Here is a 26,094-nt window from a genome sequence, read left to right as displayed (position 1 = left end):
CAGCTCGCAGCAGGGATGCAGGCGGGACACAGGTTCGTGGTGGAGGCTGGGCCGATGCCCCTCCCCCACTCCCCGGACCCGGTCCTCCTGCTGGGCCCGCTGCTGCGGCACGTCGACCCGGTCTCGGCCACCGTCTGGGTGGAGATCGACCGGCCGTGCACGGTGGACGTGCTGGGGCGCACCGCCCGGACGTTCTGCGTCGGCGGCCACCACTACGCACTGGTGGTCGTGGAGGGCCTGGAGCCGGGCAGCACGACGCCGTACGAGGTGCGCCTGGACGACGTCCTCGTGTGGCCGTCGGAGGACTCCGCCTTCCCGCCCAGCCGGATCCGCACGCCCGGCCGGCAGGCACCCTTCCGGATCGCGTTCGGGTCCTGCCGCTACGCCACCCCCGGCACGGTCGGGACGGACGAGAAAATCCCGCCGGACGCCATGGACTCCTACGCGGCGCGGATCGCCACCCTGCCCGAGGAGGAGTGGCCGGACGCGCTGGTGCTGCTCGGGGACCAGGTCTACGCCGACGAGCTCACCCACGGAACGAAGAAGTGGCTGGAGCTGCGCAGGGACCGCCACGGGTCCACGGGCGCAGAGGCCCCGGACGAGCAGGTGGCGGACTTCGAGGAGTACACGCGGCTGTATGCGGAGTCGTGGAGCGACCCCCAGGTGCGGTGGCTGCTCTCCACGATCCCGTCCTCGATGATCTTCGACGACCACGAGATGATCGACGACTGGAACACCTCGGCCGCCTGGCGGGAGAAGATCACCCGCGAGTCCTGGTGGCCGGGGCGGATCAGCGGAGGCCTTGTCAGCTACTGGGTCTACCAGCACCTGGGCAACCTCAGCCCGCAGGAGCTGGCCGACAACAAGACGTGGCAGGCCATCCAGGGCATGAGCGCCGACGACCCCACCCGGGACGCCGAGCCGATGCTGTGCGAGATGGCCGAGCTGGCCGACGCCGAACCCGCGACGATCCGGTGGAGCTACGTCCGGCACTGGGGCGACGCCCGGCTGATCATGATCGACAGCCGGGCCGGCCGCGTGCTCGAGGAGCAGCACCGCAGGATGCTCGACGAGGACGAGTTCGCCTGGGTCGAGGCCGCGATGCGCCGCGCGGTCGACGAGGGCGTCGAGCACCTGATCCTCGGCACCTCCCTGCCGTGGCTGCTACCCCACGCGATCCACAACCTCGAGCGCTGGAACGAGACGCTCAACGTGCGTCACCACGGCCGCCTGCGGGGACGCATCGCCGAGGCGATGCGCCAGGCGTCCGACCTCGAGCACTGGGCAGCGTTCGGGCATTCGTTCGAGCGCCTGGGCGACGCCCTCGCCCGGGTGGCCCGGGGCGACCACGGCCGCGCGCCGTCGACGGCGCTGGTGCTCTCCGGGGACGTCCACCACGCCTACGCCGCCGAGCTCGTGCAGCCGGGCGACCTGACCGCGCGCGTGCACCAGCTCACCGTCTCCCCGTTGCACAACCAGGCGCCGCACCCCATCCGCGTCGGCTTCCGGATCGGCTGGAGCCGGACGGCGAGGCGGTTCACCGAGGTCCTGGCGCGCTGGGCGCGCGCGGAGCCGACCCGTCTGGAGTGGGAGAAGCAGGCCGGGCCCTTCTTCGGCAACCAGATCGGCGAGCTGGTCCTGGACGGCCGCTCGGCCCGCTTCGTGCTGTCGGTCACCGAGCTCGGCCGACCGGACCTGCGGGAGGTCCTCGACATGCACCTGGCCGACGCCTGACAGGCTTGGGGCATGACGGGTGACTACGGCGTGCGGCCGGCCCCTGGTCCCGATCAGCCGCCCATCCCGGTGCGGCTGGTCACCTTCAACACCCACCACGGCGTCGGAGAGGACGCGCGGCACGACCTGCCGCGGCTGGCCAAGGTGCTCGCCTCGGTCGAGGCCGACGTCATCTGCCTCCAGGAGGTCGACCGGCACTTCGGCGACCGCAGCGAGGACGTCGACCAGGCGCTGCTGCTCTCGCGCGCGCTGGACATGCAGCTGGCCTGGGGCCCGGCGATCGACGAACCACGCCCCGGCGACCAGCCGCGGCGGCAGTACGGGAACGCGCTGCTCTCCCGGCTGCCGATCCTGGTCAGCGACGTGCACCCGCTGCCCGGCGGCGGTGAACCGCGCATCGCGCTGCGCACGATGCTCGAGCTGGACGGCGGGACGCTCTGGGTCACCGCGACGCACCTGACGACGCGGTCGCCGCAGGAGCGGGCCGAGCAGGTGGCGGCGCTGGCCGGGCTGCACAGCGAGGACATGGCGGCCGGCGTCCTGGTCGGCGACTTCAACGCCCGCCCCGACGCGCCGGAGCTCGATCCGCTCCGCGAGCGCTTCACCGACGCGTGGGAGCTCGCCGCGGACCGGGAGGACCAGGCCGGCTGGCGGTTCTGGCAGCGGGACGAGGGGCACACCCACCCGGCGCACGCGCCGCACCGCCGCATCGACCAGGCATGGGTCTCCGCCGGGGTCGCGGTGGCCTCGGCCCAGGTCCTCGACGCGGCCGGCGCCTCCGACCACCTCCCGCTGATGGTCGACCTGCTGGTGACCTCGGGGGTCTAGGTCGCCAGCCGCCTCGGCCGCGACCGCACGCGCCGCCACCAGGACGTGCGCTCCGCGGACGGGTCCGGCACCGTCTCCCAGTCGATCCGCTCCGGCGGCGGCAACGTCGCCAGCGGCTCGTCGAGGGAGTGGACCTCCAGGCCCGCCAGCCGGCCGTGCGAGACGAACAGCAGCACTCCCCCGATCGGCTCCCCTGCGGCGTCCACCACCGTGCCCTCGACCGGCGCGGGGCTCGACGCGGAGGAGACGGGCAGGCCGTCGGGTACGTGCAGGTCGATCGTGACGCAGCCGCACTCGCAGCCCGTCGACGCGGTCGCCTCCCGCGCCTGGACGCGCAGCTCCTCCACCCCGTCGAAGTCGTGGTCGAGCAGTGAGTCCAGCAGCGCCCGCTCGGTCGTCGTCAGCGGACGCCGGGCGGCGTGGACGTCGTTCATCCCCACGCGCTCCACTCTGACGCCCGGAGGCCGTCCCGGCTCGCCGAACGCGCTCAGGCGCTCTCGAGCTCCCGCAGCCGCTGGCTGATCACCCCGGTGATGCCGTCGCCGCGCATGCTCACGCCGTACAGGGCGTCGGCGACCTCCATCGTCCGCTTCTGGTGCGTGATGACGATCAGCTGCGACGTCGACCGCAGCTGCTCCACGAGGGTCAGCAGCCGGCCCAGGTTGACGTCGTCGAGGGCGGCCTCGACCTCGTCGAGGACGTAGAACGGCGAGGGGCGGGCCCGGAAGATCGCGACCAGCAGCGCGACCGCGGTGAGGGACCGCTCGCCACCGGACAGCAGCGACAGCCGCTTCACCTTCTTGCCCGGCGGGCGGGCCTCCACCTCGACGCCGGTGGTCAGCATCGAGTCCGGCTCGGTGAGCACCAGCCGGCCCTGCCCGCCGGGGAACAGCGTGGCGAAGACCGTCTCGAACTCCCGCGCCACGTCGGCGTAGGCGGAGGCGAAGACGTCGTGGATGCGCTCGTCGACCTCGCGCACGACGGTCAGCAGGTCGCGGCGGGTGTTCTTCAGGTCCTCCAGCTGCGTGGCGAGGAAGCCGTGCCGCTCCTCCAGCGCCGCGAACTCCTCCAGGGCCAGCGGGTTGACCTTGCCGAGCGTGGCGAGGTCGCGCTCCGCCTTGGCGGCCCGCCGCTCCTGGACGGCGCGGTCGTACGGCACCGGCTCCGGTTCGGGGTCGCCCGCCGCCTCCGCCGCCGCGACCTGTTCCTGCGTCGGCGGGACGGGGGCACTGGGGCCGTACTCGCCCACCAGCGTCGGCAGGTCGACCCCGTACTCCTCGGCTGCCCGCACCTCCAGCGCCTCGATGCGGTACCGCTGCTCGGCGCGGGCCACCTCGTCGCGGTGCACCTCGTCGGTGAGCCGGTCCAGCTCGGCGGTCGCCGTCCGCACGCGCGCCCGGACCTCGAGCAGCTCGGCCTCGGCGGCCGCCCGCGACGCGGCGAGCTCGTCCCGCTCGGCAGCGGCGCGGGTGAGCGAGCCCCCGAGGGCGACGAGCGCCGCGTCCGCGTCGCGCCGGACGCCGGCCGCCACGGCCGCCCCGCGCTCGCGTGCGACCCGAGCAGCAGCGGCCCGCTCCCGCGCCGCGCGCTCCTGGCGGGCCTGCCGGCGCAGCGACTCGGCGCGCCCGTGCAGGGCGCGGGCGCGCTCCTCGGCGGTGCGGACGGCGAGCCGAGCCTCGGTCTCGGCCTGCCGGGCGGCCGCCACCTCCGCGCGCAGCCGGTCCCGCGCCTCGGTCGACGGCTCCTCCTCGACCGGCGCCGCCTCCGCCTCGGCCAGCCGCTCCTCGAGCGCCGCGAGGCCGCTCACCACCTGCTCCAGCGCCTGTTCGGCGCGGACGCGCGCGGCGAGCGACCGCTCGGCCTCGGCCTGCGCTGAGCGCGCGGCGGCACCCAGCTCGGCCAGCTGCGCCGCCACGGCCGAACGGGAGCGGTCCGACGCCTGACGGGCCACGACGGCGGCGTCGACGTCCGCCGACCGGGCCTGCGCCTCCGCCCGGGCCCCGGCGAGCCGGTCGGCCAGCTCCGCGGCGCGGGCGACGGCGGCGGCCAGCTCGGCCTCGGCCTCCTCCACCCGCGCCCGGACGACGAGGTTCGCCGGAGCGTCGGTCTGCCCGCCGACGGTCCAGTCGGCGCCCACGAGGTCACCGGCCGCGGTCACCGCACGGACCCGGGGGTGCGTGGTCACCAGCGCGACGGCCGCGTCGAGGTCGGCGACCAGCGCGACCCGCTCCAGCGACCGCGCGAGGGCCGGCTGCAGCGCGTCGGGGGCACCGACCGCGTCCAGCGCCCAGCGGGCGCCGTCCGGGAGCACCGGCCACCCGTCGCGCGGGACCGGCGGCAGGCCACCGGTGACCAGCAGCCCGGCACGTCCGCCGTCGCTGTCCTTGAGGTGCGCCAGTGCGGCCGCGGCCTCGGCCACGCCGGCGACGACGACCGCGTCGGCCATCCCGCCCAGCGCCGCCGCCACGGCGACCTCGTCGCCGGCGCGCACGGTGAGCCGGTCCGCCACCGGACCGAGCACACCGGGGAGCCCGGCACCCAGGACGGCGGCCGCGCCGTCGACCGGGGTCAGGCCCTGGGCGAGCGCATCCCGCCGCGCCTGCCACGATGCCCGGTCGCGCTCCGCGGCGCGCTCGGCCTCGGTCAGCTCCGCGACCAGGCGGGCCGCCTCGGCGTGGGCGGCGACGGCCTCCTCGTGCGCGGTGACGAGGGCGACGTCGCCGTCCTCCTGGTCGGCGACGGTCTCGCGGCGTTCGGCCAGCCGCTCGACCGCCACCTCGGCGCGGTCGGCGGCCTCACCGGCCGCCAGCGTGAGCCGCTCGATCTCGGCCTGCCCCGCCGCCACCCGGGAGCGGGCGGCCGCGACCTCGCCGGAGAGCCGGGCCAGGCCCTCCCGGCGGTCGGCCAGCGCGCGGGCGGCGGCGACCCAGGCGCGCTCCTCGGCGGTCAGGGCGGTCTCCAGCTCGGCGCGCTGGGCGACGACGGCGGCCAGGCGATTGCGCTCGGTCTCCAGCCCGGCGGCGAGCTCGGCCTCGGTCACCGCCACGCGGTCGGCCTCGGCGTCGAGCTGGTCGGGGTCGCGGCCGGCACCGGCGGCGGGTGCCGCGGCGGACAGGTGGCGGTGGCGCTCGGCGGCCAGCGAGGCGACGCCGCGGAAGCGCTCGCCGAGCGCCGAGAGCCGGTACCACGTCTCCGACGCGGCCTGCAGCCGCGGAGCGCTCGCGGCCAGGCTCGACTCGAGCTCCGCCTCCCGCCGCGCGACGACCGACAGGTCGCGCTCGACGACGGCGCGCCGCTCGCGCGCGGCGGTCTCGTCGGCGACGTCCTTGTCGAGGGAGTCGCGCAGCTGGACGAGGTCGTCGGCGAGCAGCCGCAGGCGGGCGTCGCGGAGGTCGGCCTGCACGCCCGCCGCACGGCGGGCCACCTCGGCCTGGCGGCCCAGTGGCTTGAGCTGGCGGCGCAGCTCGACGGTGAGGTCGGCCAGCCGGTCGAGGTTGTGCTGCATCCCCTCGAGCTTCCGCAGCGCCTTCTCCTTGCGCTTGCGGTGCTTGAGGACGCCGGCGGCCTCCTCGATGAACGCGCGACGGTCCTCGGGTCGCCCGGAGAGGACGGCGTCGAGCTGCCCCTGGCCGACGATGACGTGCATCTCCCGGCCGATGCCGGAGTCGCTCAGCAGCTCCTGGACGTCGAGCAGCCGGACCTTGTCGCCGTTGATCTCGTACTCGCTCTCCCCGGAGCGGTACATGCGGCGGGTGATCGACACCTCGGTGTACTCGATCGGCAGGGCGCCGTCGGAGTTGTCGATCGTCAGCGTCACCTCGGCCCGGCCGAGTGCGGGACGGCCGGCCGTGCCGGCGAAGATGACGTCCTCCATCTTGCCGCCGCGCAGGCTCTTCGCGCCCTGCTCGCCCAGGACCCAGGCGATGGCGTCGACGACGTTGGACTTGCCCGACCCGTTGGGGCCTACGACGGCGGTGATGCCGGGCTCCAGCCGGAGCGTGGTCGCGGACGCGAAGGACTTGAAGCCCTTGAGCGTCAGGCTGGAGAGGTGCACAGAACGGGGACCCTAGTCCAGGGAACCCCCGGAATCCCGGATCTCCGGGGTATTGGTGCGGGTGTGACGGAGGGGTTCGGAACGGCCGTCAGGCGAGCGCGGGCTCGGCGTTCTCGCCGGCCATCGACAGCAACTCGTGGGCGATCGCGGTGTCGCGCTGGTGGCGCAGCTCGGCGAGCTCCTGCTCCAGCCGGCGCACCTTGGCCCGCAGGACGGCGTTCTCCTCGGCTACTCGGAGTTCCGAGGGGGCTACGACGTGACCGAACAGGGCCTTGGCCATGACTGCAACGGCCTTTCCGAGCGAGAGGGTGAGCCCGGCGCCCCGGATGCCGGTCGGCGCGAGCTTGTGGTATCCCCAGGGTGACAGGCCGCGTCACGCAGGTCAACGCGAAGAATGCCTACTCCCCGTGTCGGGGGGATGTCGCGTTCGTCACTCTGCGGTGAACGTCGATCCGCCTCGTGCGGGCTCGTCACGGGAGTCGACGGCCGTCACCGCACCCGGCGCGCGGGGCCCGTCGAGTGCGGCGAGCACGTCGGCCACGGCGTCGTCGTCCCCCTCGAGCACGACCTCCACCCGGCCGTCGGCCAGGTTCCGCGCCCGGCCGGCCAGGCCGGCGGCCTCGGCCAGCCCGCGCACGAACCAGCGGTAGCCGACGCCCTGCACGTGCCCGGAGACCAGGGCGACGACCCGCCGCGTCATGACCGGCGGGCGCGCGGGCGCGGTTGGCAGGTCGGACAGCTGTAGCTCGACCGGTTCATGAACGACTCGCGCCGGATCGGCGTCCCGCAGCGCGGGCAGGGCCGGTCACCCTGGCCGTACACGGCGAGGAAGCGGGAGAAGTAGCCGCTCTGCCCGTTGACGTCGACGTACAACGAGTCGAAGGACGTCCCGCCCTGGGCGAGCGCCTCCCCCAGCACGTCACGGACGCCGTCCAGCAGGTCGGCGACCTGTGCTCGGGTCAGCTTGTCGGTGGGCCGGGCGCCGTGCAGCCGGGCCCGCCAGAGCGCCTCGTCGGCGTAGATGTTGCCGACGCCGCCGATCAGCGTCTGGTCGAGCAGCGCCCGCTTGACCTCGGTGCGCCGGCGCCGGAGCGCGGCCGAGAAGCCGTCGACGTCGAACGCGTCGTCGAGCGGGTCGATCGCGATGTGCGCCAGCCGCGCGGGGATCTGGTCACCGGCGCTCTCCTCGACCGCGAGCCCGCCGAAGGTCCGCTGGTCGACGAAGCGCAGCTCGCGGCCGCCGTCGGCGAAGGTGAACCGGGCGCGCAGGTGCGTCTCGTCGGGCTGGCTGGGCTTCTCCACGAGCAGCTGCCCGCTCATGCCCAGGTGGGCGACCAGCGCCCGGCCGGACGACGCCCCGTCCGGCTCGGCGAGCGGCAGCCACAGGTACTTGCCGCGCCGGTGCGCCGCGGTGAACGTGCGCCCGGTCAGGGCGGAGACGAAGTGGTCGGCGCCCTCCAGGTGCCGGCGCACCGCGCGCGGGTGGTGCACCTCGACCGTGGCGACGGTGCGCCCGGCGACCCACTGCTCGAGGCCACGGCGCACCACCTCGACCTCGGGGAGCTCCGGCACCGCTCAGCCGTCCTGCGAGGAGGGGTCCTGCGACAGCGTCCGCCAGGCGGCCTCGGCCGCCTCCTGCTCCGCTGCCTTCTTCGTGCGCCCGCGGCCGCGGCCGTACACGGTCCCGGCGAGCACGACCTCGGCGGCGAAGGTCTTGGCGTGGTCGGGGCCGTCGTCCTCGACCCGGTAGGAGGGCGCGCCCAGACCGCGGGCGGCACCGAGCTCCTGGAGGCTGGTCTTCCAGTCCAGGCCGGCGCCCCGGGTGGCGGCCTCGACCAGCATCGGGTCGAAGAGCCGGTGGACGATCGCGGCGGCGGTGTCGAGGCCGCAGCCGAGGTGGATCGCCCCGATCAGCGCCTCGACGGCGTCGGCCAGGATCGAGTCCTTCTCCCGGCCCCCGGTCGTCTCCTCACCCCTGCCGAGCAGGAGGTGCGGCCCGACCCCGCCGTTCCCGAGCCGCCGGGCCACGCCGGCGAGTGAGGTCATGTTGACCACCGAGGCACGCAGCTTGGCCAGCTGGCCCTCGGGGAGGTCCGGCTGGCTGCGGTAGAGCTCGTCGGTGACGACCAGGCCGAGCACCGAGTCGCCCAGGAACTCCAGGCGCTCGTTGGTCGGCAGGCCGCCGTTCTCGTACGCGAAGGACCGGTGCGTGAGCGCCAGGCCGAGCAGGCCGTCGGGCAGCTGCACGCCGAGGGCGTCCCGCAGCCAGGCGGCGGACCGCTCGGCGTGCTCGGGACCGCCCGGTGGGCGGCCGTCAGCCACGCTCCCGGAGGAGCGCACCCCGGCGACCGTTCCCACCGTCGAGCCGGCGATCAGACCGAGAGAACCTGGCGACCGTCGTACTGGCCGCAGGTCGGGCACGCCTGGTGCGGGGGCTTGAGCGCACCGCAGGCGCGGTTCGGGCACGGCGACAGGGTCGGCGCGGACGCCTTCCACATCGAGCGGCGCGAACGGGTGTTGGCGCGGGACATCTTCCGCTTCGGGACAGCCACGGTCAGTTCTCCTCAGTGGTGGGGCTCTCGCCGGGGGCGCCCGGCGAGGAAGAAGGGGTGCCGAACTTGGCGGCGAGGCCGGCCCAGCGGGCGTCGACGACCTCGTGCGCGTGGTCGGCCGGCAGGTCGTCGAGGCGCTGCCCGCAGTCGGCGCACAGGCCGGCGCAGTCCTCGGCGCAGACCGGCGCCAGGGGCAGGGCGAGGACGATGCTGTCGCGGGCCAGCGGCTCGAGGTCGAGGAAGTCGCCCTCGATGCGGCGGACCTCGTCCTCCTCGCTGGTCGCCTCGGTGGTGCTGCCCTCGTAGGCGTACAGCTCCTGGACGTCCAGGGAGATGGTGTCCTCGATCGGCTCGAGGCAGCGGGCGCACGAGCCGGTGACGGGGGCGTCGATCTCGCCGCTGACGAGCACGCCCTCCATGACCGACTCCAGGCGCAGGTGCAGGTGCACCTCCGTGCCGGCGGGCACGCCGATCAGCTCCACCCGCCAGTCGTCGGGCGCCGGGGCGGTCCGGTCGAGCTCCTGCATCGATCCCGCGCGACGGCCGAGTTCCCGCAGGTCGACGCGCCAGGGGTTGGCGGCGGGGCGCCGGGCGTCGGAGGACGCGGCACCTGAGCGGAGCGGAGAAGCGGCAGACATGTCAGTACTCGCGGTAGGCAGTGGGAGGAGGCCGGCCGGGACGACCCCTTCAGGGGCACCACCGGCGGTCGGACCAGGAGACGAGACTACCCGATCCCTGGAACGGACCGGCGGGGAGCAGAGGTGACTCCGCGCTCCCTCGGGGTTCGCCTCAGGGTTCGCGCAGCGTCGTCCGTGCCTTCTCGACCGAGTGGAGCATGTGCTCGAGCGTCGACTCGAAGTCGGCGAGCCGGCTGTCGACGTACTGGTCGACCTCCGCCCGCGTGTGCGCCGCCTCGGCGTGCGCCTGCGCGCCCAGCTCGTCGGCGCGGGAGACCGCACCCCGGTACACCTCGGTCTCGGTGATCAGCCGCTCGTGCTCGGCCTGCGCGGCCGCAAGGATCTCGGCGTGCTGCGCCTGGGCGTCGGCGATCACCGCCTCGCGGTGCGCGACCGCCTCGGCGACGAGGCGCTGCGCCTCGGCCTCCGCCTCGGCGAGCATGTCCTCCGCGTCGGCCTGGGCCTGGGCCAGGATGTCGTCGCGCTGGCGGCGGGCCGTGCCGAGGAGCTCGTCGCGCTGGCGCCGCGCGGAGGACAGCAGCTGCTCGCTCTCGCCGCGGGTGCGGCCGGTCAGCCGCTCGGCCTCGGCCTGGGCCTGCTGCAGGATCTCGGTGCGCTGCTCGACGATCGCGCCGGCCGCCTGGACGTCCTCGGGCAGCGACTCGCGCAGGTCGTCGAGCAGGTCCAGCAGGTGGTCGCGGGGCACCATGCACGAGCCCGACATGGGCACGCTGCGGGCGTTCTCGATGACCGTCGTCAGCTCGTCGACGGTCTCGTACAGCCGGTAGACGACCTCCGTCACGTCGCGCCGTCCCGCCGCGTCCGCTCCCGCAGCCGGTCGTCGACGACCTTGGGCACCAGCCGGGAGACGTCGCCACCGAACGTGGCGATCTGCTTGACCAGGCTCGAGGAGAGGTGCCCGACCTGCGGCGCGGTGGGCACGAAGAGGGTCTCGATCCCGGCCAGCTCGCGGTTCATCTGCGCCATCTGCAGCTCGTACTCGAAGTCGCTCACCGCGCGCAGGCCCTTGACGATCACCGGGATGTCGTGGCCCCGGCAGTAGTCGACGAGGAGCCCCTCGAAGCTGTCGACGGTGACGTTGGGCAGGTCGGCGACCGACTCGCGCAGCAGGTCCATGCGCTCGGTGACGCTGAACAGCCCGGCCTTGCCCGGGTTCACCAGGACGGCGACGACCAGCTCGTCGTAGAGCCCGGCGGCCCGGGTGATGACGTCGACGTGCCCGTTGGTCACCGGGTCGAAGGATCCCGGGCAGACGGCACGCCTCACGGAAAGCGACCGTACCGGAGCTGGGCCTCTCCGTAGCGCCGGTCGCGCAACCCGACGAGGGGTGTCGGCCACTCCCACGGCTCCTCGCGGCTGCTCCGCTCCACGACGACGACCGCCTCCGGCGCCAGCCACCCACCGTGGACCAGCGACTCCAGCACGGTGAGCACCTCCTCCGTCGGCGTCACGTACGGCGGGTCGGCGAGCACGACGTCGAAGGGGGCGGGCGGCGCGCCGCCGACCACCGTCGGCACCGAGCCCTTGACCACCCGCCCGCCCGGCAGGCCGACGGCGGCGAGGTTCTCCTTGAGCACCGGCAGCACCGCCGGGGAGGACTCGACGAACACGACGGTGGAGGCACCGCGGGACAGCGCCTCGAGCCCGAGGGCGCCGGTGCCCGCGTACAGGTCGAGGACGGCCGCGCCCCGGAGGTCGGTCAGGTGGCCCAGCGCGTTGAACAGCGCCTCGCGGGCCCTGTCGCCGGTCGGCCGGACGCCCGCCTTGGGCACCTTGAGCCGGCGCCCACCCGCCGAGCCCGAGATGAGTCGCGTCACGCCTTCTCCAGGTAGTCGGCCCGCTCGTCGGTGGCCAGCCGCGCCACCTCGGCGGCCAGACCCGGGTGGTCGGCCAGGCCGCGCTCGGTCTCGAGCAGTGCCGTCGCCTCGCCGCGGGCGGCGGCGATGAGCTCCTCGTCCTCGAGCAGGGAGAGCAGGCGGACCCCGGAACGCTTGCCGGACTGGGCCGCGCCGAGGATGTCGCCCTCCCGCCGCGTCTCCAGGTCGAGGCGGGCCAGCTCGAAGCCGTCGGAGGTCGACGCCACTGCGGCCAGCCGCTGGCCGGTCGCCGAGGCCGACGGTGCCTCGGTGACGAGCAGGCACAGCCCCGGGTGCTTGCCCCGCGCGACCCGGCCGCGCAGCTGGTGCAGCTGGCTGACGCCGAACCTGTCGGCGTCCATGACGACCATGACGGTCGCGTTGGGGACGTCGACACCGACCTCGACGACGGTCGTGGCCACCAGGACGTCGATCTCCCGCGCGGCGAAGGCGCGCATGCGGGCGTCCTTCTCCTCGGGGGTGAGCCGCCCGTGGAGGACGTCGAGCCGGAGCCCGGCGAGCGGGCCGCTGCGCAGCAGCTCGAACATGTCGAGGACGGCCAGCGGCGGACGGCGGTCGGTCTGGGGCTCGTCGTCGGGCGCGCCGTCGACGTCCTCGGGCTCGTCGTCGGCCCCTGCCTCGTCGCCGATCCGCGGGCAGACGACATAGGCCTGCCGGCCGTCGGCCACCTCCTCGCGGAGCCGCTCCCAGGCCCGGTCGAGCCACGCGCGCTTCTCGACGACCGGCACGACCGAGCTGGACACCCCGCCGCGGCCGCTCGGCAGCTGGCGCAGCGTCGACACCTCGAGGTCGCCGTAGACGGTCATGGCGACCGTCCGCGGGATGGGGGTGGCCGTCATGACCAGGACGTGCGGCGGGCGGTTGCCCTTCGCGCGCAGGGCGTCGCGCTGCTCGACCCCGAAGCGGTGCTGCTCGTCGACCACGACCAGCCCGAGGTCGGCGAAGTCGACGCCCTCCTGGAGCAGTGCGTGCGTGCCCACGACGATCCCGGCGCGGCCCTCGGCGACCTCGGCCCGCGCCTCCCGCTTCGCGGCGGCCTTGAGCGAGCCCGTCAGCAGGGTGACGCGCGTGCCGGCGGGGTCGCCGTCCAGCTCCCCGGCCCGGCCCAGCGGACCGAGCAGGTCGCGGATCCCGCGGGCGTGCTGCGCGGCCAGCACCTCGGTCGGCGCGAGCAGCGCGGCCTGGCCGCCGGCGTCGACGACCTGGGCCATCGCGCGCAGCGCGACCACCGTCTTGCCCGAGCCCACCTCGCCCTGCAGCAGGCGGTGCATGGGCTGGTCCCGGTCGAGCTCCGCGGCCAGCTCCTCCCCCACCGCCCGCTGGCCCTCGGTCAGGGCGAAGGGCAGCGCCGCGTCGACGGCGTCGAGCAGCCCACCGCCCCGGCGCGGCCGCGCGGTACCCGGCTCCAGGGCGGCGGCCCGCCGGCGGGCGGCGAGGGTGAGCTGCAGGACCAGCGCCTCGTCCCACTTGAGCCGGTGCGCCGCGCGCTCGACGTCCTCCATGGAGGTGGGCCGGTGGATGTCGAGGAGGGCGGCGGCCAGGGGCAGGATCCCGTGCCTGGTCCGCATGTCCTCGGGCAGCGGGTCCTCCACCAGACCGGCGAGGTTGCCCTGCGGGCCGAGGAGCAGCTTCAGCGACTTCTGGATGACCCAGCTGGAGACGTCCTTGCTGGCCGGGTAGATCGGGATGAGCGCCCGCGCCCAGTCGTCGTCGCCGGTGTCGCCGTCGAGCAGGTGCATGTCGGGGTGGGCGAACTGCTTCTCGCCGCGGTACTCCCCGACCGTCCCCGCGAACATCCCCCAGGCGTTCACCTTGAGCGCGGCGTGCCGGTGGTTGAAGAACACCAGCTTCATCCGGCCGCTGCCGTCACCGACGACCACCTCGGTGAGGCTGCCCCTGCGGTTGCGCATCGGGCGGGTGGTGACGCTGCGGACCTGAGCCAGGACCGTCACGCGGTCGCCCACCTGCACGTCGGCGAGGTCGGCCTGCTCGCCGCGGCTGGCGTACCGGCGCGGGTAGTGCCGCAGCAGGTCGCGCACGGTGTGCAGGGACAGCTGCTCGGCCATGCTCGTCGCCGTCTTCGGGCCGAGCACCCGGCTCAGCGGCGTCTCGAGGGTCACCGCCATGCGATCACTCGACCCCCACCTGGAGCGGGATGCCGCTGGGCCCCCCGCCGTAGCGGCTCACCTCGATCGTGGGGTGGGCCGTGGCCAGGTGCCGGCAGACGGTGTCGCCCAGCTCGTCGTCCTCGCCCACGAGCAGGGTGGCCATCTCGCCGCCGGCCGAGAGCATCCGGTCGAGCAGCTCGCACGCGACGCCCGCCAGGTCGGGGCCGATCACGACGACGTCGCCCTCGGCGGAGCCCAGCGCGTCGCCCGGCTGGCAGCGCCCCGCCGAGGTGAGGGCCTCCTGGTCGGCGACGGTCACCTCCGCCCACCGGGTCGCCGCCGCCGCCTCGGCCATGGCGATGACGTCGTCGCCGAACCGGCGTGCCGGGTCGGACACCGCGATGGCGGCCAGGCCCTGGACCGGCGACCGGGTGGGGACGACGCCGACGTCGCGGCCCGCCTCGCGCGCGCGGGTGGCCGCCCGGGCGGCGACCGGCAGCAGCTCCGCGTCGTTGGGCAGGACCACGACCTCGTGCGCGGCGGAGGCGAGGACCTCCGCCAGCACGTCGTCCTCACCCACGCCGTCGGGACCGCAGGCGACCACGCGGACGCCCTCGCCGGTGAACAGCTCGGCGAGACCGTCGCTGGACACGACCGCGATCACCGCGCGGGTGCCGGGAACGGGTGCGCTCGGCGCGACCGGCGCCAGCGGGGTGACCGAGATGCGGTACGGGCGGCCGACCTCGATGCCGGCCTCGATCGCGGCTCCGACGTCGGCGACGTGGACGTGCACGTTCCACTCGCGGCCGGACGGGGTGTCGACGCCGACGACGACCAGGCTGTCGCCGAGCGCGGCCAGGCGCTCCTGCAGCCGCGCGACGGACTCCTCGTCGGTGTCGGCCAGCAGGTACTGGACCTCGCTGCCCGGCCCGGCCGGCGGGGGGTGCGGCAGGTGCTCGCCGGAGTGGTGCTTGTGCCCGTGGTCGCGGCGGGCCAGCGGGGGCCGCGCCGGCTCGACGCCGGTCACCGTCGTCACCAGCGCGTCGAGGACCAGGCACAGCCCGGCGCCGCCCGCGTCGACGACACCGGCCGCGCGGAGCGCCTCGAGCTGACCGGGGGTGGCCTCCAGGGCGACCCGCGCACCGTCCGCGGCGGCGCGGACGACGTCGGCCAGCGCGGTGCGGCCCTCGTCGACGGCCGCGCCCGCCGCCTGGGCCCCGGCCCGCGCGACGGTGAGGAAGGTGCCCTCCTCCGGGTCGGCGACCGCGCCGTACGCGGCGTCGGCGGCCTTCTGCAGCGCCGCCGCGAAGGCCGGCCCGTCGGCCGGCGGCTGGCCGGCCAGCTGGTCGGCGAGGCCGCGGAGCAGCTGGGCGAGGATCGTGCCCGAGTTGCCCCGCGCCCCGAGCACGGCGCCGCGGGCGAGGACCGACCAGGCCGGCTCGGTGGTGCGCGACCCCTCGGCGTCGAGGGCGGCGACGGCGGCCTGGGCGGTCAGCAGCAGGTTCGTGCCGGTGTCACCGTCGGGGACGGGGAAGACGTTGAGGTCGTCGAGGCGCCCGCGGGACTCGGACAGCGCCTCGACCGCGGTCCGGTACCACTGCCCGACCGCGGTGTCGTCCAGCGCCTCCACCACGGCCGGAGGGTACCCAGAGGAGCCGACAGGACCGGTGGTCCGCGGCGGCGGTCACCGCTCCGGGGGGTCCGGCGACACGGCCGGCGGAGAACGGCTAGACTGGCCGACGGTCTTCTGCGGGTGCTGCCTTGCCCCGCCGTCTGTGAACGATTCTCTGGGAGTGATTCAACCGTGGCTGCCGTGTGCGATGTGTGTGGCAAGGGGCCCGGTTTCGGTATGTCGGTGTCGCACTCGCACCGCCGCACGCCGCGCCGTTGGAACCCGAACATCCAGTCCGTGCGGGCGCTGATCGCCCCTGGCAACCGTCGCCGGATCAACGCGTGCACCTCGTGCATCCGCGCCGGCAAGGTCGTCCGCGCCTGACGCACGCCTGACTGCACGACGAACCCCGGAGGTCATCGACCTCCGGGGTTCTTCGCGTCTCCGGGTGTCAGCCGGACGCCGGCCGCCAGCCGTCGGGCGGGTCCTCCCCGACGCGGCCGTCCACGGCCTCCCGCAGCAGGTCGGCGTGGCCGGTGTGCCGGCCGTACTCCTCGATCAGGTCGCACAGGAGCCGGCGCAGGCTGGCATGCGCCCCGTCGGGCCCGGTGAGGTGGACGGGCTGGCCCGGTCCGCCCTCGGCCAGGGCGGCGCCCAGGCGCGCGCGGGACCGGGCGACCGCGTCGTCCCAGTACGCGTAGAGCTTCTCCGGGGCGTCGTCGGCGGCCGAGGTGAACGCCCAGTCCTCCCCTCCGGCCCACTCGCTCTCCCACGGCTCACCGATGCGCTCGCCGCGCAGGCGCCGGGTGAAGACGTCGTCCTCGACGCTGGCCAGGTGCTTGAGGAGGCCGCCGAGGGTGAGCGACGAGGCTCCGATCCGGGCCCTCAGCCCCGCGGCGTCGAGGTCGTCGGCCTTCCAGCGGAACGTCGTCCGCAGCCGCTCGAGGGCACCCACGAGGTGCTCGGTCTCGCTGCCGGCGATCGGCGGTTCCCAGGGCCGTGCGGGATCGGTCACGGCGGCACCGTAGCGGTGGACCCGCCGTTCAGTCCCGGCCGATCCCCCGCGCCCGGGCGGCCGTGACGACGATGTCCACCACCGCGTCGACCGGCAGCTCCGTCGCGTCGACCACCAGGTGGTAGTGCCGCGCGGCCGCCGGGTCGCAGCGGTAGAAGTGCCGCACGTAGGCCTCCCGCGCCCGGTCGCTGGCGTCCATCTCCCGGCGCACCTCCTCGACCGGCCGGCCCGACCTCCGGACCGCCGCCGCCAGGCGCCGGTCGGCCGGCCCGTCCAGCCGGACGTGCAGGACGTCGGGGCGGTCGCGCAGCACCATCGCGCCCCCGCGGCCCAGGACCACTCCCCCGTGGACCGACGCGATCTCGCCGAGGATCCGCTCCGTCTGCTCGCGGTAGGCCCGCGCGTCGGGCAGCCCGGCGGTCGGGACGACGCCGCCGACCGGGTCCGGCATGGTGCCCAGCGACGCCACGAGGCGCCACAGCCCGCGCACGACGGTCTCGTCGTTGGCCTCCGCCTCCTCGACCGGCACCCCGAGCCGCCCGGCCACCTGCGCGGGGATGGCGCGGTCGTGGAAGGGCAGCCCCAGCCGCTGCGCGACGGCCGGCGCGATCTCCGCCCCCGCGGCCCCGTAGGCCGCCGAGATCGTCACGACGCCCATGACGACTCCTCCTCCGCTCCGTCCAGGCGCTTGCCGAGGAACACCGCATCCGGCGCGCACGCGTAGACCCCGTACCCGGGCACCGGGCGGTAGCCGAGGTCGGCGTACAGCGCCAGCGCCTCCGGCTGCTCCCGGCCGGAGTTCAGCACCACCTCCGGGTGCCCGGCGGCGGCCGCGCTCTCCTCCAGCGCCGCCACGACCAGCCGCGCCACACCGCGGCGCCGGAAGCCGGGCTCCACGTACACCCGCTTGATCTCCGCCGCGCCGTCCGGCAGCGCCCGCCACGCGCCGCACCCGGCGGGCGCGCCGTCGACCTCGGCCACCAGGAACAACCCCTGCGGCGGGAGGAACTCGGCGGGCTCGACGACGGCGGCGTCCCGGCCGCCGTAGCGCAGGACGTACTCCTGCTGGACCGCCTCGACGAGGTACTGCGCCAGCGGGTCGTCGTAGGGCAGGGGGCGCAGCGTCGCGACGGTCCCGTCGCGCAGCACCCCCTCAGCCGAAGTGGACATGTCCAGCTCCCTCCGCACCGATCGCCCGGACGACGTCCGCCGCCGGTCCACCGTCCACCTGCACGCCGGCAGTCCGCCCCTTCCGCACGCGCCCGATCGGGGTCCACCCGACGGGCAGGGCCGTGCGGGCCGGGAACGTCGCCACGAGCGCATGGTCCTCGCCCCCGGTGAGCACCCACACCAGCGGATCGACGCCGAGCGCCGACCCGACCTGCTGCAGCGGGCCGGCCGGGTCCAGGCAGGCGCGTTCCACGGCGGCCCGGTCGAGGTCCACCACGACCTCGCTGTCGGCGGCGATGTGGCCGAGGTCCGCCAGAAGGCCGTCGCTCACGTCGCACATCGCGGTCGCGCCCGCCTCCGCCGCGCCCGGACCGGCCGCGTAGGGCGGCGTGGGCCGCCGGTGCGCGGCGACGACCGCGATCGGGCTGCTGAAGCCGCGCCGGAGGACGGCGAGCCCGCAGGCCGACCAGCCGAGGCGGCCGGCCAGCGCGACGACGTCGCCCGGCCGGGCCCCCGACCGGAGGACCGGCGGGCGGCCGGCCAGGTCGCCCAGCGCCGTGACCGACAGGACGACCGCGTCGCTGTCGGCGGCCGCGGCGACGAGGTCGCCGCCCACCACCGCCGCGCCCAGCGGGGCGCACTCGGCGGCGAGACCGGCCGCCACGCCCTCCAGCCACGCCGTCTGGGTGGTCGGCGGGCAGGCGAGCCCCACCAGCAGCGCGGTCGCCACGCCCCCCATGGCCGCCACGTCGGCCAGGTTCGCCGCCGCCGCCTTGTGCCCGATGTCCTCGGCCGACGACCAGTCCCGCCGGAAGTGCCGGCCCTCCACGAGGACGTCGGTCGTCGCGACCACCCGCCGGTCGGGGGTGCGCAGCACGGCGGCGTCGTCCCCGGGACCCACCTGGGCGGCCCGCGCGGTGCCCGCCTGGGCCAGCACGCGGCCGATCACGCCGAACTCGCCGACCACCTTGACGGTGTCGGCCGGGTCACCGCGCGGGACCAGCGGGCGGGGGCGAGTCATCGGTTCCCTTCCGGTGCTGAGGTAGGTTCGGCGAACTGACCGCCAGCCGGCGGGGACGACGAACCGGCAGTGCTGCCCGAGAGAGGTTTCCCGTGGTCCACGCCTACATCCTCATCCAGACCGAAGTCGGCAAGGCCGCCCAGGTAGCAGCGACGATCGGCGAGATCGACGGGGTGACCAAGGCCGAGGATGTCACCGGCCCCTACGACGTCATCGTCCGGGCCGAGGCCGACTCCGTCGACGAGCTCGGCCGCCTCGTGGTGGCGCGCGTGCAGTCGGTCGACGGCATCACCCGCACGTTGACCTGCCCGGTCGTGAACATCTGAGTGCCCGCTGAGGCAGCCCTGACCGAGGACGTCCCGACGCCGGCCCGGCCACCCGAGGACCCGCTGCGGCGGATCGCCCTGATCGCGTCCGCCGTCCTGGTCCCCCTCGTGGTGGGGCTGGTGGTGCTGGTGAACGTCCTGGGCGGGTCCGACGCCGCGGACGACGGCGGGGGCCCGGCCTCCGTCGACGGCAGCACCCCGGCGCAGCGTGAGGACCTCCCGGTGCTCCCCGTCGAGGTGCCCCCGGCGACCCCGGAGGCCGACGCGTCCTGCCCCGCCCTCATGGGCACGCTGCCGCTGGAGCTGGCCGGTGAGCCGTCCCGCCGGGTCGACTCGGAAACCCCGTACGCGTACGCCTGGGGCGACCCGGCCACCGTGCTGATCTGCGGGGTCGACCGCCCCGCCGGCTACGTCGCCGGGGTCTCGGCCATCCAGATCAACGGCGTGCAGTGGTACGTCGACACCAGCGACCCGGACGCCACGGTCTGGACGACGGTCGACCGGCCGGTCTACGTGCAGATCACCCTGCCGCCCGAGGTCGACAGCGCCCCCGTCACCGCGCTGACCCCGCAGATCGCGGCGGCGCTGCCCTACCGGGAGCCCCAGCCCGGCTGATCCGCGATCACCCCGGCGGGAGCCGGTCCAGCTGCTCGGCCAGGACGGCGCGGACCTCGTCCTCCGCCTCCTCGACCGACGGGGCCACGGCGGTCACCCCGACGCTGAAGACGCCGGAGCCGCACCAGGCCAGCGACGCCGGCCCGGTCAGCCCGCTGCCGGGCTCCGGGTCCTCCACCGACAGCAGGCGGCAGCCGCCGGGCAGGTCGAACGGTTGCTCGTCGAGCTCCGCGCCGTAGTGCTCCGCGTCGTTGCGCGCGAGGTCCGCGGCGTAGGCGCCCGCTCCTGCCCGGGCCTCGAACTGGTCGACGAACACGCCCGTCATCGCCGCAGGCCCCTCGCCCCAGAACCGCTCCCAGCCGAACCGGTAGCCGTAGTCCTCCAGGACCTCCCGCTCGCGGGCCGGGTCGTCGGCGTACGCGGCGACGTCGGCCGCCTCCTTGCGGCCCGCAGGCGGCTCCAGCTCGTCGTCGGGCAGCCGGGGCAGGCCGGAGGCGACGCTGGTGACGACCAGCTCGCCGAGCTCCTCGGCGGACGCCGGCACCGGCCCGGAGTCCCCGGCGGTCGGCGTGCCGTCGACGGCGCGCGTGCAACCGGTGAGCGGCAGCAGGCACGGGAGGAGGGCGAGCAGGACGGCGCCCCGGTTCGGCCGGGGCCGCCGTCCGCGGCTCACCGAGCGATCCGGGAGCCGCCGTCCAGTGCCGACCGCACCAGCCGGTCGACCAGCTCGGGGTAGCTGACACCGCTGGCCGCCCACATGCGCGGGAACATCGAGATCGGGGTGAAACCGGGCATCGTGTTCACCTCGTTGATCACCAGCCGGTCGCGGCCGTCGGGGCCGGTGCCGAGGAAGAAGTCGACCCGGGCCAGGCCCCGGCAGTCCATGGCCTGGTACGCCTTCAGCGACGCCGCCTGCACCGCGGCGGTCTGCTCGGGCGTCAGGTCGGCCGGGACGTCGAAGTCCACCGAGTCGTCGAGGTACTTGGCCGAGAAGTCGTACCAGTCGACCCCGGGGCGCAGCCGGATCTCCGCCGGCAGGCTCGCCTCGGGCAGGCCACCGTCGACACCGGCCAGCACGCCGCACTCGATCTCCCGGCCGGGGACGGACGCCTCGACGATCACCTTCGGGTCCACCGCCGCGGCGGTGGCGACGGCCTCCGGGAACTGCGCCCAGTCGGTGACCTTGCTGATCCCGATGCTCGAGCCGGCCCGCGACGGCTTGACGAAGACCGGCAGCCCCAGCCGCTCGCGTGCGGCGTCGTCCAGCAGCGCGGGATCGGCGCTGATCGCTCCGGTGGCGTCGCGGAGGACGACGTGGTCGCCCTGCGGCAGCCCGGCGGCGGCCAGGAGCTTCTTGGTGAACTCCTTGTCCATCGAGGCGGCGCTGGCGAACACGCCGGACCCGACGTAGGGCAGGCCGGCCATCTCGAGCAGCCCCTGGATGGTGCCGTCCTCGCCGTAGGCGCCGTGCAGCACGGGGAAGACCACGTCCACGCCGGTGAACGCCGGCCCGATCGCCGCACCCGGGTCGAGCACGGCGAGGCCGCGGCCGGCCGGGTCCCCCACGAGGGAGACGGCGGTGCCGCCGGTGACCTCGGGCAGCTTCCCGTCGGTGATGGCCAGGCTCTGGTCGGGATCGGCCAGGACCCAGCCGCCGTCGGGGGTGATGCCCACCTTCACGACCTCGTAGCGGTCGGTGTCCAGCGCCGCGATCACGCTGCCCGCCGAGACGCAGGAGATGGCGTGCTCGGCGCTGCGGCCCCCGAACACGACCGCGATCCGAATCCGGCCGCCCGACCCCGTGCTGTTCGAGCCATGGCCCGCCATCCCACTCATCATCGCGACCCTAGTGGAGCCGGTGTGACAACCTTTCCGGCGTGCGCGACGACGCGGCCGCGGCGGCCGCCCCCTCCGCCTCGGAGACGACGCCTGCCGTGGACCCCGACGAGCGGTTCTCCCTGGGCATGCGGCTCGCGGGCCTGGCGGTGCACGTCTACACGGCCACCGGCTCGGTCCTCGGCCTGCTCATCGTCTTCGCGGCGTTCGAGGGCGAGGTGGAGACGGCGCTCTGGCTCGGGCTGGCCACGCTCTTCGTCGACGGCACCGACGGCATGCTGGCCCGCCGCTTCCGGGTCAAGGAGACGATCCCCTGGTTCGACGGTGCGCTGCTCGACAACATCGTCGACTACCTCACCTACGTGTTCGCCCCGATCGTGCTGCTGTGGACGGCCGGGTACCTCCCCGACGGGGTGCCGGGCTCGGTGGTCGCGGCCATCCCCCTGCTGGCGTCGTGCTACCAGTTCTGCCGGGTCGACGCGAAGACGGCCGACCACTTCTTCCTGGGCTGGCCGAGCTACTGGAACGTCCTCGCCTTCTACGTGATCGTGCTCGACCTCGGCGCCGCCTGGACCACCGTGGTGCTCCTGGTCTTCGCGGTCCTGGTCTTCGTGCCGATCCGGTACCTCTACCCCTCCCGCATGCGGTCGCTGCAGGCCCTGACGCTGACCCTGACGCTCGTCTGGCTCGTCACCTACGCGGTGCTGGTCGTGCAGCTGCCCGACCCGAACCCGTGGGTGGTCGCGGTGTCGCTGGGCTACATGGCCTACTACTGGGGCCTGAGCATCTGGCTGACCGCCCGCGGCGGCGGAGCCCGACGGATCTGGCGGTCAGTCCAGGGCAGCCAGGGCGACTGAGAGGTCGGCCACCAGGTCGGCGGTGTCCTCGATGCCGCACGACAGCCGCACGAAGCCCGGGGCGACCGCGTCGCCGCCCCACTGCGCCCGCCGGTCGATGGTGCTGTGCACGCCGCCGAAGCTGGTGGCCGCCGTCCAGAGGCGGGTGCCGGCCAGGAGACGCGCGACGGCCGCCTCGTCGGCGAGCTCGGCGGACACGACCCCGTTGGGCCGCAGCATCTGCGCCGTCGCGAGGGCGTGGGAGGGGTCCTCGGGCCGCCACGGCCACCGCACGCCGCCGACCGCAGGCGAGGCGGCCAGCACCTCGGCCACCGCCGCCGCGTTGGCCGCCTGCCGGGTGAGCCGCAGGTCCAGGGTGCTCATCGAGCGGTGCCCCAGCCAGGCCTCGAACGGCCCCGGCGTGCTGCCGGTGCGGTCGCGGAAGCCCTTCACCCGAGCGTGCAGCTCGTCGTCCGCGGTGCTCACGTGCCCGAGCAGCAGGTCGCTGTGCCCGGTGAGCGCCTTGGTGTCGCTGCCGACGGTCATGTGCGCGCCCAGCTCGAGCGGGCGCTGCCCCAGCGGAGTCGCCGTCGTGTTGTCGACGGCGACCAGGGTGCCGCTCGCCCGCGCGGCGCGGGCGACCGCCGCGATGTCGCAGACGTCCAGCAGCGGGTTGCTCGGCGTCTCCAGGAGCACCAGCCGGACGCCGTCCAGGCCGCCGCCCTCGGCGAACGCGCCGACCTCCGGGGTGGCCACGTACTCCACCGCGATGCCGAATCGCTGCAGCTCCTCGGCCGCGAGCAGCCGGGTCGTGTAGTAGCCGTCCGACGGGAGCACCACCCGGTCACCGGACGCGGCGCACGACAGGACGGCGGCGGTGAGGGCCGCCATGCCGGTGGCGAAGGACAGGCAGCGGCCTCCGTCGAGCTCGCCGACAGCGGCCTCGAACTCGCGCAGCGTGGGCTGCTCGGTGCGGGCGTAGGCGTCCGCCCCGTTGGCCCGCGGCGGCAGGTCGGCGAGATGGAAGGGGGCGGCGAAGACCGGGGACGGGCGCAGCGGCGCGCCCGCGACCGGGCTGCCCTCCCCCGCCCGGACCGATCGCGTGCCGTCACCCCAGGAGTGCGCCGTCACCGTTCCCCTTCGCTCCCGCGGGGCGCTCCGCTCCTCGCTCGTGCCTCGCTGCGATGCTCACGCCCCTGTCCGCTCATTCGGGCTTGGCCTCGCGCGACATGATCTCCTTCACCATCTGCGCCGGCGCCTCGCCCTCGTGGCAGACGCGCACGACCGCCTCGGTGATCGGGACGTCGATGCCGTGCGCGCGGGCGAGGTCGAGCACCGACCGGCAGCTCTTCACGCCCTCCGCCGTCTGCCGGGTGCTCTCCTGCACCTCGGCGACCGTCATGCCGCGCCCCAGCTTCTCGCCGAAGGTGCGGTTGCGGGACAGCGGCGAGCTGCAGGTGGCCACGAGGTCGCCGAGACCCGCGAGGCCGGCGAAGGTCGTCAGCTCGGCCCCGAGGGCCATGCCCAGGCGGGCGGTCTCGGCCAGGCCGCGGGTGATGAGGGAGGCGCGGGTGTTGTCGCCGAAGCCGAGCCCCTCCGCGACGCCGCAGGCGAGCGCGATGACGTTCTTGACCGCGCCCCCGAGCTCGCAGCCGACCATGTCGGGGTTCGTGTAGGGCCGGAAGTACGGCGTGTGGCAGGCCGCCTGGAGCCGCCGCGCGCGCTCCGTGTCGGGGCAGGCGATGACGGTGGCCGCCGGCTGCTCCTCGGCGATCTCGCGGGCCAGGTTGGGGCCCGACAGCACCGCGACGCGGTCGGTCCCGGCGCCGGTCACCTCGCAGATGACCTCGCTCATGCGCTTGGTGGAGCCGAGCTCGATGCCCTTCATCAGCGACAGCAGCGTGGCGTCGGCGGGCAGCAGGGCGGACCAGGCGGTCAAGTTGTCGCGCAGCGACTGCGACGGCACGGCGAGGACCACCACGTCGGCGTCGAGCAGCGCCTCGGCCGGGTCGGCGGTGGCCCGCACGGCGCCGGGCAGCCGCACGCCCGGCAGGTAGTCGCGGTTCTCGCCGTCCTCGGTGATCGACTTGGCCAGCTCGGGACGGCGGGCGTGCAGCATCACGTCGCAGCCGGCGTCGGCGAGCACCTTGGCGAAGGTGGTGCCCCAGGAGCCGGCCCCGAGGACCGCCGCGCGCGTCACGCGGCGCTCCCGGACAGGTCGCCGGGCAGCTCCCGCCGCGGGCGGGCGTGGAAGGTGAGCGGGGCGGGCTCCTCCCGCAGCTCGGCGAGCTGGTCGCGGACCCGGGTCATGATCAGGTCCGTCGTCTCCCTCAGCAGGTCCACGCTCAACGGCTTGCCCTCCCGTACCGCGGCCCGCTGGGCCGACAGGTCGACCGGCTCCCCGACCAGGTACTCGGCCGGCGCCCGGAGCCGCAGGTGCAGCTTCTTGCTGTGGTAGTCGTGCACCTTCTGCGGGCCCCACTGGGCGACCGGGACGACCACGGCGTCCGTGGTCAGCGCCAGCCGCGCGACGCCCGTCCGGGCCTGCATCGGCCACCAGTCCGGGTCGCGGGTCACCGACCCCTCGGGGTAGATGACCACGACGTTGCCGGCATCCAGATCGGCCTTCGCCGCGTCGAGCGCGCCGTGCGCGTCGGCGCTGTACCGGGCCACCGGGATCTGCCCCGCGCTGCGCAGCAACGTGCCCGCGTACCCCTTGAACACCGACTGCTTGGCCAGGAAGTGCGGGAGCCGGCCGTTGTCGAACACCAGCCGCGCGCAGGCGAGCGGGTCGAGGACGGACACGTGGTTGGCGACCAGCAGGACCGGCCCGGTCACCGGGATCCGCTCGCCGTGCCGGTACCGCAGGCGGAACATCAGCGCGGAGACGGGGTAGATGACCACCACCGCGGCGACCATCCCGTAGGACATCCGGCCGCGGGTGCGCCACTTCGGCGGTCGGCGCCCGCCCGGCCGGACGACCGCCGCCGCGCTGCCGGCCCCTGCGCCGCCCGAGGACGTCTGGTCCATCGGCCGCCTCCCCTCGTCCCGTGTGATCCTGCCCATGATCGACCCTGTACGCCCGTCCGCCGCGCACCGGGTCCCCCGTCCGTGCGGCGCCGGCCCGCCGGTGTGCTCACATGGGGCCGTGCGCAGCTGGTCGGTCGTCGTCCCCGCCAAGCGGCTGGACGTCGCCAAGACCCGCCTCCGGCCGCTCACCGCCGACCGGGACGACGCACCGGCCGCCCACCGGGACCTCGTGCTGGCCCTCCTCGCGGACACGGTGGCCGCCGCGGCGGCCTGCGCCGCCGTCGGCACCGTCGTGGTGGTGACCGACGAGCCGGCCGCGGCGGCCCTCGTCCGCGACCTGGGCGCCCGCACGGTCCCCGACGAGCCCGACCGGGGGCTCAACGCCGCCCTCGAGCACGGGGCGCGCAACGCCCCCGGGCCGGCGGTGGCCGCCCTGTCGTCGGACCTGCCCGCGCTGCGGCCCGAGGAGCTCGCCGCCGCCCTCGCGGCGGCTGCCGCCGCGCCGCGCGCGTTCGTCGCGGACGCCCAGGGGACGGGCACCACCCTGCTGACCGCCGTCGGCACCGACCTGCGCCCGCGCTTCGGCCCCGGCTCGGCCGCGGCGCACCTCGCCGTGGGCGCCGTCGCGCTGACCGGCGCCTGGCCCGGACTCGTGCGGGACGTCGACACCGAGGCCGACCTGCGGGCCGCCGTGCGGCTGGGCGCGGGGCCGCGGACGACCGCGTCGGTGGCGCGGCTCGCGGGCCCGGCTCCGCGCAGTTGATCACTCACCGTTCACCTGG

General features: G+C 75.3%; 29 protein-coding genes. 7 read left to right on the top strand and 22 right to left on the bottom strand.

Going from position 1 to position 26,094, the window contains the following annotated elements; translation table 11 throughout:
* The first annotated feature begins 54 nt into the window (after positions 1–54).
* A complete protein-coding gene (locus ACI78T_RS09900) occupies positions 55–1,734 on the top strand; it encodes an alkaline phosphatase D family protein (RefSeq protein ID WP_456557923.1) in 1,680 nt (559 codons plus the stop codon).
* A gap of 12 nt (positions 1,735–1,746) precedes the next feature.
* Positions 1,747–2,562, top strand: coding sequence for an endonuclease/exonuclease/phosphatase family protein (locus ACI78T_RS09895; protein ID WP_456557922.1), 816 nt, complete (start codon positions 1,747–1,749; stop codon positions 2,560–2,562).
* On the opposite strand, the gene ACI78T_RS09890 is transcribed toward ACI78T_RS09895, so the two are convergent.
* The 13 genes from ACI78T_RS09890 to ACI78T_RS09830 form a co-directional block, all read right to left on the bottom strand.
* Positions 2,559–2,996 (bottom strand): hypothetical protein, encoded by a 438-nt coding sequence (locus tag ACI78T_RS09890; protein ID WP_456557921.1) that lies wholly within the window; start codon positions 2,994–2,996, stop codon positions 2,559–2,561. The genes ACI78T_RS09895 and ACI78T_RS09890 overlap by 4 nt on opposite strands.
* Positions 2,997–3,049: 53 nt before the next feature.
* Positions 3,050–6,616 (bottom strand): chromosome segregation protein SMC, encoded by a 3,567-nt coding sequence (gene smc / locus ACI78T_RS09885; protein ID WP_456557920.1) that lies wholly within the window; start codon positions 6,614–6,616, stop codon positions 3,050–3,052.
* Between the two features lie 88 nt (positions 6,617–6,704).
* Positions 6,705–6,896, bottom strand: coding sequence for a hypothetical protein (locus tag ACI78T_RS09880; RefSeq protein WP_456557919.1), 192 nt, complete (start codon positions 6,894–6,896; stop codon positions 6,705–6,707).
* A gap of 150 nt (positions 6,897–7,046) precedes the next feature.
* Positions 7,047–7,316: an acylphosphatase gene (locus ACI78T_RS09875; RefSeq protein WP_456557918.1), complete on the bottom strand. Its 270-nt coding sequence runs from the start codon at positions 7,314–7,316 to the stop codon at positions 7,047–7,049.
* Complete coding sequence (gene mutM / locus ACI78T_RS09870; RefSeq protein ID WP_456557917.1) at positions 7,313–8,188, bottom strand: bifunctional DNA-formamidopyrimidine glycosylase/DNA-(apurinic or apyrimidinic site) lyase; 876 nt, start codon at positions 8,186–8,188, stop codon at positions 7,313–7,315. The genes ACI78T_RS09875 and mutM overlap by 4 nt, the downstream gene beginning before the upstream one ends.
* Positions 8,189–8,191: 3 nt before the next feature.
* Positions 8,192–8,938 (bottom strand): ribonuclease III, encoded by a 747-nt coding sequence (rnc, locus tag ACI78T_RS09865; protein WP_456557916.1) that lies wholly within the window; start codon positions 8,936–8,938, stop codon positions 8,192–8,194.
* Between the two features lie 50 nt (positions 8,939–8,988).
* The gene (gene rpmF / locus ACI78T_RS09860) at positions 8,989–9,168 is read right to left on the bottom strand and encodes a 50S ribosomal protein L32 (protein WP_246983517.1); all 180 of its coding nucleotides are present in this window, start codon (positions 9,166–9,168) and stop codon (positions 8,989–8,991) included.
* Between the two features lie 2 nt (positions 9,169–9,170).
* The gene (locus ACI78T_RS09855; RefSeq protein WP_456557915.1) at positions 9,171–9,806 is read right to left on the bottom strand and encodes a YceD family protein; all 636 of its coding nucleotides are present in this window, start codon (positions 9,804–9,806) and stop codon (positions 9,171–9,173) included.
* A gap of 151 nt (positions 9,807–9,957) precedes the next feature.
* Positions 9,958–10,647: a hypothetical protein gene (locus ACI78T_RS09850; protein ID WP_456557914.1), complete on the bottom strand. Its 690-nt coding sequence runs from the start codon at positions 10,645–10,647 to the stop codon at positions 9,958–9,960.
* Positions 10,644–11,132, bottom strand: coding sequence for a pantetheine-phosphate adenylyltransferase (gene coaD / locus ACI78T_RS09845; RefSeq protein WP_456557913.1), 489 nt, complete (start codon positions 11,130–11,132; stop codon positions 10,644–10,646). Before coaD ends, ACI78T_RS09850 begins: the two co-directional genes overlap by 4 nt.
* Complete coding sequence (gene rsmD / locus ACI78T_RS09840) at positions 11,129–11,683, bottom strand: 16S rRNA (guanine(966)-N(2))-methyltransferase RsmD (protein ID WP_456557912.1); 555 nt, start codon at positions 11,681–11,683, stop codon at positions 11,129–11,131. The genes coaD and rsmD overlap by 4 nt, the downstream gene beginning before the upstream one ends.
* Positions 11,680–13,869 carry an ATP-dependent DNA helicase RecG gene (gene recG / locus ACI78T_RS09835; protein ID WP_456557911.1) on the bottom strand — a complete coding sequence of 730 codons (2,190 nt, stop codon included), beginning with the start codon at positions 13,867–13,869 and terminating at the stop codon, positions 11,680–11,682. Before recG ends, rsmD begins: the two co-directional genes overlap by 4 nt.
* A 4-nt stretch (positions 13,870–13,873) precedes the next feature.
* The gene (locus tag ACI78T_RS09830; RefSeq protein WP_456557910.1) at positions 13,874–15,484 is read right to left on the bottom strand and encodes a DAK2 domain-containing protein; all 1,611 of its coding nucleotides are present in this window, start codon (positions 15,482–15,484) and stop codon (positions 13,874–13,876) included.
* Between the two features lie 120 nt (positions 15,485–15,604).
* Here ACI78T_RS09830 and rpmB point away from each other — a divergent pair, with 120 nt between their 5' ends.
* Entirely contained in the window at positions 15,605–15,847 is a 243-nt protein-coding gene (gene rpmB, locus ACI78T_RS09825; protein ID WP_456557909.1) for a 50S ribosomal protein L28, read from the top strand.
* A 67-nt stretch (positions 15,848–15,914) separates the two neighbouring features.
* On the opposite strand, the gene ACI78T_RS09820 is transcribed toward rpmB, so the two are convergent.
* Genes ACI78T_RS09820 through ACI78T_RS09805 form a run of 4 tightly spaced genes read right to left on the bottom strand, consistent with a single transcriptional unit; the run spans position 15,915 to position 18,669 of the window.
* A complete protein-coding gene (locus tag ACI78T_RS09820; RefSeq protein ID WP_456557908.1) occupies positions 15,915–16,478 on the bottom strand; it encodes a mycothiol transferase in 564 nt (187 codons plus the stop codon).
* Positions 16,479–16,506: 28 nt separating this feature from the next.
* Entirely contained in the window at positions 16,507–17,136 is a 630-nt protein-coding gene (locus ACI78T_RS09815) for a cytidylate kinase-like family protein (RefSeq protein WP_456557907.1), read from the bottom strand.
* The gene (locus tag ACI78T_RS09810; RefSeq protein ID WP_456557906.1) at positions 17,124–17,648 is read right to left on the bottom strand and encodes a GNAT family N-acetyltransferase; all 525 of its coding nucleotides are present in this window, start codon (positions 17,646–17,648) and stop codon (positions 17,124–17,126) included. The genes ACI78T_RS09815 and ACI78T_RS09810 overlap by 13 nt, the downstream gene beginning before the upstream one ends.
* Entirely contained in the window at positions 17,632–18,669 is a 1,038-nt protein-coding gene (locus tag ACI78T_RS09805; protein ID WP_456557905.1) for a thiamine-phosphate kinase, read from the bottom strand. Before ACI78T_RS09805 ends, ACI78T_RS09810 begins: the two co-directional genes overlap by 17 nt.
* Positions 18,670–18,761: 92 nt before the next feature.
* On the opposite strand from ACI78T_RS09805, the gene ACI78T_RS09800 reads away from it, so the two are divergent.
* The gene (locus ACI78T_RS09800; protein ID WP_456557904.1) at positions 18,762–18,995 is read left to right on the top strand and encodes an Lrp/AsnC family transcriptional regulator; all 234 of its coding nucleotides are present in this window, start codon (positions 18,762–18,764) and stop codon (positions 18,993–18,995) included.
* On the top strand, positions 18,996–19,610 hold the full coding sequence (locus ACI78T_RS09795; RefSeq protein ID WP_456557903.1) for a DUF3515 domain-containing protein: 615 nt from the start codon (positions 18,996–18,998) through the stop codon (positions 19,608–19,610). It begins immediately after the preceding gene.
* A 7-nt stretch (positions 19,611–19,617) separates the two neighbouring features.
* Here the strand turns inward: ACI78T_RS09795 and ACI78T_RS09790 are convergent, their stop codons facing one another.
* Both ACI78T_RS09790 and ACI78T_RS09785 read right to left on the bottom strand, forming a co-directional pair.
* Positions 19,618–20,283 (bottom strand): hypothetical protein, encoded by a 666-nt coding sequence (locus tag ACI78T_RS09790; protein ID WP_456557902.1) that lies wholly within the window; start codon positions 20,281–20,283, stop codon positions 19,618–19,620.
* The gene (locus ACI78T_RS09785) at positions 20,280–21,437 is read right to left on the bottom strand and encodes a D-alanine--D-alanine ligase family protein (RefSeq protein WP_456557991.1); all 1,158 of its coding nucleotides are present in this window, start codon (positions 21,435–21,437) and stop codon (positions 20,280–20,282) included. The genes ACI78T_RS09790 and ACI78T_RS09785 overlap by 4 nt, the downstream gene beginning before the upstream one ends.
* 50 nt (positions 21,438–21,487) lie before the next feature.
* On the opposite strand from ACI78T_RS09785, the gene ACI78T_RS09780 reads away from it, so the two are divergent.
* The gene (locus ACI78T_RS09780; RefSeq protein ID WP_456557901.1) at positions 21,488–22,303 is read left to right on the top strand and encodes a CDP-alcohol phosphatidyltransferase family protein; all 816 of its coding nucleotides are present in this window, start codon (positions 21,488–21,490) and stop codon (positions 22,301–22,303) included.
* Here the strand turns inward: ACI78T_RS09780 and ACI78T_RS09775 are convergent.
* The 3 genes from ACI78T_RS09775 to ACI78T_RS09765 all read right to left on the bottom strand — a co-directional run bounded on the left by ACI78T_RS09775 (position 22,277) and on the right by ACI78T_RS09765 (position 25,312).
* Positions 22,277–23,413: a cystathionine gamma-lyase gene (locus tag ACI78T_RS09775; protein WP_456557900.1), complete on the bottom strand. Its 1,137-nt coding sequence runs from the start codon at positions 23,411–23,413 to the stop codon at positions 22,277–22,279. The genes ACI78T_RS09780 and ACI78T_RS09775 overlap by 27 nt on opposite strands.
* A 73-nt stretch (positions 23,414–23,486) precedes the next feature.
* Positions 23,487–24,482: an NAD(P)H-dependent glycerol-3-phosphate dehydrogenase gene (locus tag ACI78T_RS09770; RefSeq protein WP_456557899.1), complete on the bottom strand. Its 996-nt coding sequence runs from the start codon at positions 24,480–24,482 to the stop codon at positions 23,487–23,489.
* Positions 24,479–25,312: a lysophospholipid acyltransferase family protein gene (locus ACI78T_RS09765; RefSeq protein WP_456557898.1), complete on the bottom strand. Its 834-nt coding sequence runs from the start codon at positions 25,310–25,312 to the stop codon at positions 24,479–24,481. Before ACI78T_RS09765 ends, ACI78T_RS09770 begins: the two co-directional genes overlap by 4 nt.
* A gap of 118 nt (positions 25,313–25,430) precedes the next feature.
* Here ACI78T_RS09765 and cofC point away from each other — a divergent pair, with 118 nt between their 5' ends.
* Entirely contained in the window at positions 25,431–26,075 is a 645-nt protein-coding gene (gene cofC, locus ACI78T_RS09760; RefSeq protein ID WP_456557897.1) for a 2-phospho-L-lactate guanylyltransferase, read from the top strand.
* Positions 26,076–26,094: the final 19 nt, after the last annotated feature.

The organism is Blastococcus sp. SYSU D00922 (genome assembly GCF_054050495.1).
Note: the sequence above shows the minus strand (reverse complement) of the source record. Positions and strands in the feature narration are given on the sequence as shown.

What these genes read in the sequence shown, in the direction of transcription:
- ACI78T_RS09785 (WP_456557991.1), bottom strand. Translation starts at nt 21,437, where the DNA reads ATGGCGGGCCATGGCTCGAACAGCACGGGGTCGGGCGGCCGGATTCGG.
- ACI78T_RS09890 (WP_456557921.1), bottom strand. Translation starts at nt 2,996, where the DNA reads ATGAACGACGTCCACGCCGCCCGGCGTCCGCTGACGACGACCGAGCGG.
- ACI78T_RS09765 (WP_456557898.1), bottom strand. Translation starts at nt 25,312, where the DNA reads ATGGACCAGACGTCCTCGGGCGGCGCAGGGGCCGGCAGCGCGGCGGCG.
- ACI78T_RS09815 (WP_456557907.1), bottom strand. Translation starts at nt 17,136, where the DNA reads ATGGGCGTCGTGACGATCTCGGCGGCCTACGGGGCCGCGGGGGCGGAG.
- recG (WP_456557911.1), bottom strand. Translation starts at nt 13,869, where the DNA reads ATGGCGGTGACCCTCGAGACGCCGCTGAGCCGGGTGCTCGGCCCGAAG.
- ACI78T_RS09880 (WP_456557919.1), bottom strand. Translation starts at nt 6,896, where the DNA reads ATGGCCAAGGCCCTGTTCGGTCACGTCGTAGCCCCCTCGGAACTCCGA.
- ACI78T_RS09810 (WP_456557906.1), bottom strand. Translation starts at nt 17,648, where the DNA reads ATGTCCACTTCGGCTGAGGGGGTGCTGCGCGACGGGACCGTCGCGACG.
- ACI78T_RS09900 (WP_456557923.1), top strand. Translation starts at nt 55, where the DNA reads ATGCCCCTCCCCCACTCCCCGGACCCGGTCCTCCTGCTGGGCCCGCTG.
- ACI78T_RS09875 (WP_456557918.1), bottom strand. Translation starts at nt 7,316, where the DNA reads ATGACGCGGCGGGTCGTCGCCCTGGTCTCCGGGCACGTGCAGGGCGTC.
- ACI78T_RS09805 (WP_456557905.1), bottom strand. Translation starts at nt 18,669, where the DNA reads ATGACTCGCCCCCGCCCGCTGGTCCCGCGCGGTGACCCGGCCGACACC.
- ACI78T_RS09855 (WP_456557915.1), bottom strand. Translation starts at nt 9,806, where the DNA reads ATGTCTGCCGCTTCTCCGCTCCGCTCAGGTGCCGCGTCCTCCGACGCC.
- ACI78T_RS09895 (WP_456557922.1), top strand. Translation starts at nt 1,747, where the DNA reads ATGACGGGTGACTACGGCGTGCGGCCGGCCCCTGGTCCCGATCAGCCG.